This is a genomic window from Streptomyces rectiviolaceus, from assembly GCF_039533825.1.
Classification (GTDB): domain Bacteria; phylum Actinomycetota; class Actinomycetes; order Streptomycetales; family Streptomycetaceae; genus Streptomyces; species Streptomyces rectiviolaceus.
In genome coordinates, this window is the sequence record NZ_BAAAUG010000008.1 from 1 (window position 1) to 5,325 (window position 5,325).

Sequence of the window (5,325 nt, forward strand, 5' to 3'; positions counted from 1 at the left end):
GCGGCAACCGCGCCAGCTCATCGGCCGCGGCGCGCACGGCGGCGCTGTCCGCCGCCGCGGGGCCCGGCCCGGCGGGCAGCAGCGGGATCATGGCGGAACGGCCGGAGCGAACGGCCGGATGACGGCGCGCCAGCTGGGACAGGCCCTGCCCGGGTCCGACCTCCACGAGGACCAGGTCCTCCTCGGCGAGGAGCGCGCCGACGGCGGGCCAGAACAGCACCGGCGCGACCGGCTGACGGGCCCAGAAACCGGGGTCCTTCGCCTCCGCGTGGGTAAGGAAGCGGGCGGTGTACCCGGACATGACCGGGATACGGGCCTCGCCCACCGGCAGGGCGGCGATCCGGTCTCCGGCCCCGCTCATGGCCGGTGCGAGGGCCGGGCTGTGGAAGGCCGTGGACGCCGCGACGCCGCGCACCACGAACCCGGCATCGGTCAGCGCCGCGGTGGTGGCGCGCAGGGGTGCGTCGAGTCCGGCGAGCACCGTCTGGCGGGCCGCGTTCACGGCGCCGATGACGATGTCATCGCCGAGGTGGGGCGCCACTTCGTCCGGCGAACCCGCGACGGCCACCATGCCGCCGGGCGGTGCGTCCGCGAGCCGTGCGACGCGGTCGCCGACCATGGTGGCGGCGTCCCGCAGGGTGAAGATGCCGGACAGGACCGCGGCCGCGACCTCGCCGATGCTGTGGCCGAGCAGCGCGGCGGGCCGTACGCCCCAGCTGAGGACGAGCCGCCCGAGGGCGTAGTCCACCGCGAAGAGCAGGGGCTGGGACCGTGTCACGTGGTCCATCGCGGCGGGGTCGTCGCCGTTCAGCCAGCTCGCGCGCAGGTCGGCCCCCCGGCCTCCGGAGCCGCCGGGATCGCCGGAGCCGCCGGGACCGGGGCCAAGGAGGCCACCGCCGTCTGTCAGGGCGGTCAGGGCCTCGTCCATCGCCTCGGCGAAGACCGGCTCGGTGTCCATGAGCCCCGCGGCCATCCGGATGTGCTGGGAGCCCTGGCCGGGCAGCAGGAAGGCGACCCGGCGCGCCGCGCCGTCGTCCGTCTCCCGCTCCCCCGCTCCCGGCTTCACGTCACTCATCGACTCCTCCAAGAGGGTGCGTCAAGGATCTCGACCACGGCGCAGGACCAGCTGAAACCGGCCCCGACGCCGAAGAGCAGACAGGTGTCACCGGTCACCAGCGCCCCGCTGGTGACCAGGTGGTCGAGTCCGGCGAAGGGATCACCCGCCCCCAGGTGCCCGACGCCCCGGCTCCAGGCCCACGTGGTGCGGTCGGGGTCGATGCCGAACTTCGCGAAGTAGCTGACCTGGAGCCTGCGGTGTCCGAGGTGCGGCAGCACGAAGCGGTCGATGTCGGCGAGCCCGAGCCCGGCGTCGGCGAGCGCGTGCTTGACGACGGTCTCCTGCGCGGCGGACACCCGGGCGATGGTCGGTGCCACGCCGTGCCGGGCCAGGAAGTCCTGCTTGTGGGTCTCCAGGTCGACGACCCCTCGGTGACTGAACGGGGCGGGCCCGGCCGGATCGTCCCCTCGGTGCATCCCCTCCAGGTCGGGCGCCGAGACCGTCGCGATGCTGCGGACCCGCGCGAAGCCGGAGTGCCGGGAGACGACGAGGGCGGTGCCGCCGTCGCCGTAGACGGTTCCGGGGTCGCTGCGCCACCGGTCGAATCCCGGCAGGCAGAACCGGTCCCCCGTGGTGAGCACGGCCGCGGTTCTGGTCGGGTCGGCACCCAAGTAGGCCCAGGCCAGGTCGAGTGCGGCCATGCCGCCGTTGGAGACCTGGCGGATCTCCATCGCCGGGCACTGGTTGCCGACGGCCTCGCGCTGGACGTACGAGGCCGGGGCCCACAGGTCGAACCCCTGGTAGTAGAAGCTGGCGTGCAGCACCAGGTCGATGTCGCCGGGTTCGGCCGCCGCCCGGTCCAGTGCGGTCCTTGCGGCCCTGGCCGCCATCTCGGGCGCCGGTTCGCCCGCGGAGACGGTCACCGCCTCCATCCGCGTCGAGCGGGCGACGGCCGCGTCGCAACGGCCGTCGGCGACCGCGTCCTCGATCCGCTCGGCGGGCGGCAGCCATGTCCCGGTGCCCGCGATGTACAGGTCGCCGCCGTTCATGCCGCCACCTCGTCGACGGGCAGCCGGACGGGCGCGCCGGCACCGCCCGGGGCGCGTACGACCATGGCGCTGTTGAACCCGTTGAAGCCGCGGGCCAGGACGAGTGCGGCCGTGCCCGAGACCGGTCGTGGCCTGCCGACGACCAGGTCGAGGCCGTAGGCGTCGGGCACCTGCGTCACGTTCACCGTCGGCGGGGCGAGCCCGTCGCGCAGAGCCAGCAGGGCGGTGACGACGTCGAGCGATCCGGCGCCGGAGTAGAGGCGGCCGGTGGCCGTCTTGGGCACGGTGACCGGGACGCCCCGGACCCCGAAGAACTCGGCGAGCGCGGCGGCCTCGGCCGCGTCCTGGTCCGGCACGCCCGCGTCCTCGGCGAGGACGACCGCGATCTCGTCCGGCTCCGTACCGGCGTCGGCCAGCGCCTGTTCGATGGCCCGGCGCAGGGTCGGCGGGCGGCCGGATCCGGGGCGCGGGTCGAACGTCGAGCCGAACCCGGCGATCTCTCCGTAGCTGCGGCGCCCGCTCTCGCGGGCCCGCTCCGCGCCCTCCAGGACGAGGATGGCGCCCCCTTCCCCGGGCAGGTGCCCGGTGGCCCTGCTGTCGAAGGGCAGGTACGCGTCGTCCGGGCTGAGCCGTCCGCCGGCCAGCTGGGCGGCGAGTCCGTACGGGCACAGGGAGGAGTCCATGCCGCCGGTGAGCATCACCCGGGTGCCCGCGCGGACCTGCCGCCTGGCGTGCGCGACCGCTTCCAGGCCGCCGGCCTGCTCGCTGACGAAGACGCCGGTCGGGCCGCTCAGGCCGTGCCGGATGGATATCTGGCCGGTGTTGACGGCGTAGAACCAGGCGAACGACATGTAGGCGCTGACCTTCTTGGGGGACTCGCCCCACAGGTGCTGCAGTTCGCGCTGGCCGAAGCCGAATCCGCCGGAGGCGCTCGCGGTGATGACCCCCCGCTCCAGCGGCGGCACGGAGTCGAGGTCGACGCCCGCGTCCGCGATGGCCCAGTCGGCCGCGGCGAGCGCGAACTGGGTCATACGGTCGGTCTGCGGGACGAGCCGCCCGGGCAGGTGGTCGCCGGCTTCGAAGCCCGCCACCTCGCCCGCCCTACGCGTCGGATAGCGGCTGGGGTCGAACGCGCGGATGCGTCGCGTCCCGTCGTCGCCGCGCAGGGTCGCCGCCCAGTAGGCGTCGAGACCGAGGCCGGTGGGTGCGACGACACCCATGCCGGTGACCGCTACGGCGCTCATGCGGCACGCCCCTCGGTCCTGCGAAGCACCATGGCGCTCTGGAAGCCGCCGAAGCCGCTGCCCACGGTGAGCGCCGCCGTGATCCGCTGCTCCCTGGCGTGCAACGGCACGTAGTCCAGGTCCAGTTCGGGGTCGGGGTCGGTGAGGTTGGCGGTGGGCGGGATGACGCCGTGCTCCAGGGCGAGCGCGGTGGCGGCGATCTCGATGGAGCCGACGGCGCCCAGCGAGTGGCCGATCATCGACTTGATGGAGCTGACCGGCACGCGGGCGGCGTGCGCGCCGAGGCTGCTCTTGAGGGCCGCGGTCTCGTGGATGTCGTTCTGCCGGGTCGCCGTGCCGTGGGCGTTGACGTACCCGAGAGCGTCCGGGGCGAGCCGCGCCTCGTCCAGGGCGGCGCCGATGGCGGAGGCCATCTCCCGCCCGTCGGGGCGCAGTCCGGTCATGTGGAAGGCGTTGCCCCGCGAGGCATAGCCCGTGATCTCCGCGTACACGTGCGCACCCCGGCGGCGGGCGGCCGACAGCTCCTCGAGGACCAGGACGGCGGCGCCTTCGCCGAGGACGAAGCCGTTGCGCGTGCGGTCGAAGGGCCGCAGCGCCGTCGCCGGGTCGTCGTTGCGGGACGAGGTGGCCCGGATGGCGTCGAAGCAGGCCACGGTGATCGGGGAGATCGGGGCGTCGGTGGCTCCGGCGATCATCCGGTCCGCGCTGCCCTCGCGGATGAGCGCGACCGCGTGCCCGACGGAGTCGAGGCCGGAGGTGCAGCCGGCCGAGACGATGGTGCAGGGGCCCTCGGCGCCGGCCTCCCAGGCGATCTCGGCCGCCATGGAGCTGGGCACGAAGTAGTCGTAGAGATGGGCTCCGGCGGCGGTGTGGTCGACCAGCCACTCCTGCCCCCCGCCGCTCAGGGCGAGGTACTCCTCCTCCAGCTTCTGGGTGCAGCCGACGGCGCTGCCGAGGCTGACGCCGGTGCGGTGGGCGGTGCCGGGGTCCGGTTCGAGGCCGCTGTCGGTGAGCGCCTCGCGCAGCGCGACCAGGGCGAACTGGGCGGCGCGGTCGAGCCGTTCGGCGTCCTGGGCACCGACGCCGAGCTCCGCCGCGTCGAAGTCGCACTCGGCGGCGATCCGGGAGCGGAAGGGCGCCGGGTCGAAGAGGCTGATGGTGCGGGTCGCCGTGCGCCCCGCGGTGATCGTCTCCCAGAACTGCTTGGTGCCGATGCCGCCGGGGGCGACCACCCCGATGCCGGTGATCGCCACCCGCCGCGTCACCGCTCCTCCACGGTCGCGCTGCGCCGCTCGGTGTAGAGCCCCGAGCTGCTGGTGCTGATCGCCCGCAACGCTTCGGCGTGCGGCCCGAATTCGGCCTGGGTCACGGCGGCGCGGAAGGAGGCGACATCGGTCCAGCGGGCGATGTTGACGTAGCTCTGCGGCTCCTCCAGGTGACGTACGAGGGTGTAGGCGAGGAAGCCGGGCTGGCGCTCCAGGAACCGCGCCGTGCGCACGAAGGCTTCCTCGAACTCCTCCGGGGTGGTGCGGAGGGTGAAGGTGTTGACAAAGGTGGCCTGGCCGCTGGGGGCGGGTCCGGGCTGCTCAGCTGACATGGCAGCGGTCTCCTCATCGTCCGGAAGCCTGGCGACGCGTACGCCGAGGTCAGACGAAACCCTGCGTGTCGCGCCTCGCGGCGCCCTAGAAGACGGCTGGATCCGGCCCCCGGCGTCAGCCGCTTCTGCGCCCCAGGCTCATGGGGGTGCCGACGTCCTTGTGCCATGCCTGGCCGAGGCCGGCGGCGGCTGCCATGGCGCTCCAGCCGCTGAGTTTCCCGCCCTGGTAGTGGACGACGTCGTGGCCTGAGCGGCGGGGCAGGGCGCGGCCGGCGACGATCTCGGCGAGCGGCAGCGGCCCGTGCGGCGCACCGGACGCGGGGCCGGCGTCGGCCGGGGCGAGGCTGACGCGCCGTACGGCGGGAGCGGGCTCGGCGG

5 protein-coding genes and 1 pseudogene are annotated in these 5,325 nt (G+C 74.4%); all 6 read right to left on the reverse strand.

What is annotated here, in order from left to right; genetic code table 11:
* Positions 1-1,075 (reverse strand): acyltransferase domain-containing protein (locus ABD378_RS00635; protein ID WP_344518244.1); only part of this gene is annotated, 1,075 nt, incomplete at its 3' end.
* Entirely contained in the window at positions 1,072-2,106 is a 1,035-nt protein-coding gene (locus ABD378_RS00640) for a ketoacyl-ACP synthase III family protein (RefSeq protein ID WP_344518245.1), read from the reverse strand. The genes ABD378_RS00635 and ABD378_RS00640, both read right to left, overlap by 4 nt.
* The gene (locus tag ABD378_RS00645; RefSeq protein ID WP_344518246.1) at positions 2,103-3,350 is read right to left on the reverse strand and encodes a ketosynthase chain-length factor; all 1,248 of its coding nucleotides are present in this window, start codon (positions 3,348-3,350) and stop codon (positions 2,103-2,105) included. The genes ABD378_RS00640 and ABD378_RS00645 overlap by 4 nt, the downstream gene beginning before the upstream one ends.
* The gene (locus ABD378_RS00650) at positions 3,347-4,615 is read right to left on the reverse strand and encodes a beta-ketoacyl-[acyl-carrier-protein] synthase family protein (RefSeq protein WP_344518247.1); all 1,269 of its coding nucleotides are present in this window, start codon (positions 4,613-4,615) and stop codon (positions 3,347-3,349) included. Before ABD378_RS00650 ends, ABD378_RS00645 begins: the two co-directional genes overlap by 4 nt.
* Entirely contained in the window at positions 4,612-4,947 is a 336-nt protein-coding gene (locus ABD378_RS00655) for an antibiotic biosynthesis monooxygenase family protein (RefSeq protein WP_344518248.1), read from the reverse strand. Before ABD378_RS00655 ends, ABD378_RS00650 begins: the two co-directional genes overlap by 4 nt.
* Positions 4,948-5,062: 115 nt before the next feature.
* A pseudogene (locus ABD378_RS00660) lies at positions 5,063-5,325 on the reverse strand (hypothetical protein); the annotation flags it as partial.

Bases quoted from the DNA above. Each gene is read 5' to 3' on its own strand.
- ABD378_RS00640 (WP_344518245.1), bottom strand. From the start codon at position 2,106: ATGAACGGCGGCGACCTGTACATCGCGGGCACCGGGACATGGCTGCCG.
- ABD378_RS00645 (WP_344518246.1), bottom strand. From the start codon at position 3,350: ATGAGCGCCGTAGCGGTCACCGGCATGGGTGTCGTCGCACCCACCGGC.
- ABD378_RS00655 (WP_344518248.1), bottom strand. From the start codon at position 4,947: ATGTCAGCTGAGCAGCCCGGACCCGCCCCCAGCGGCCAGGCCACCTTT.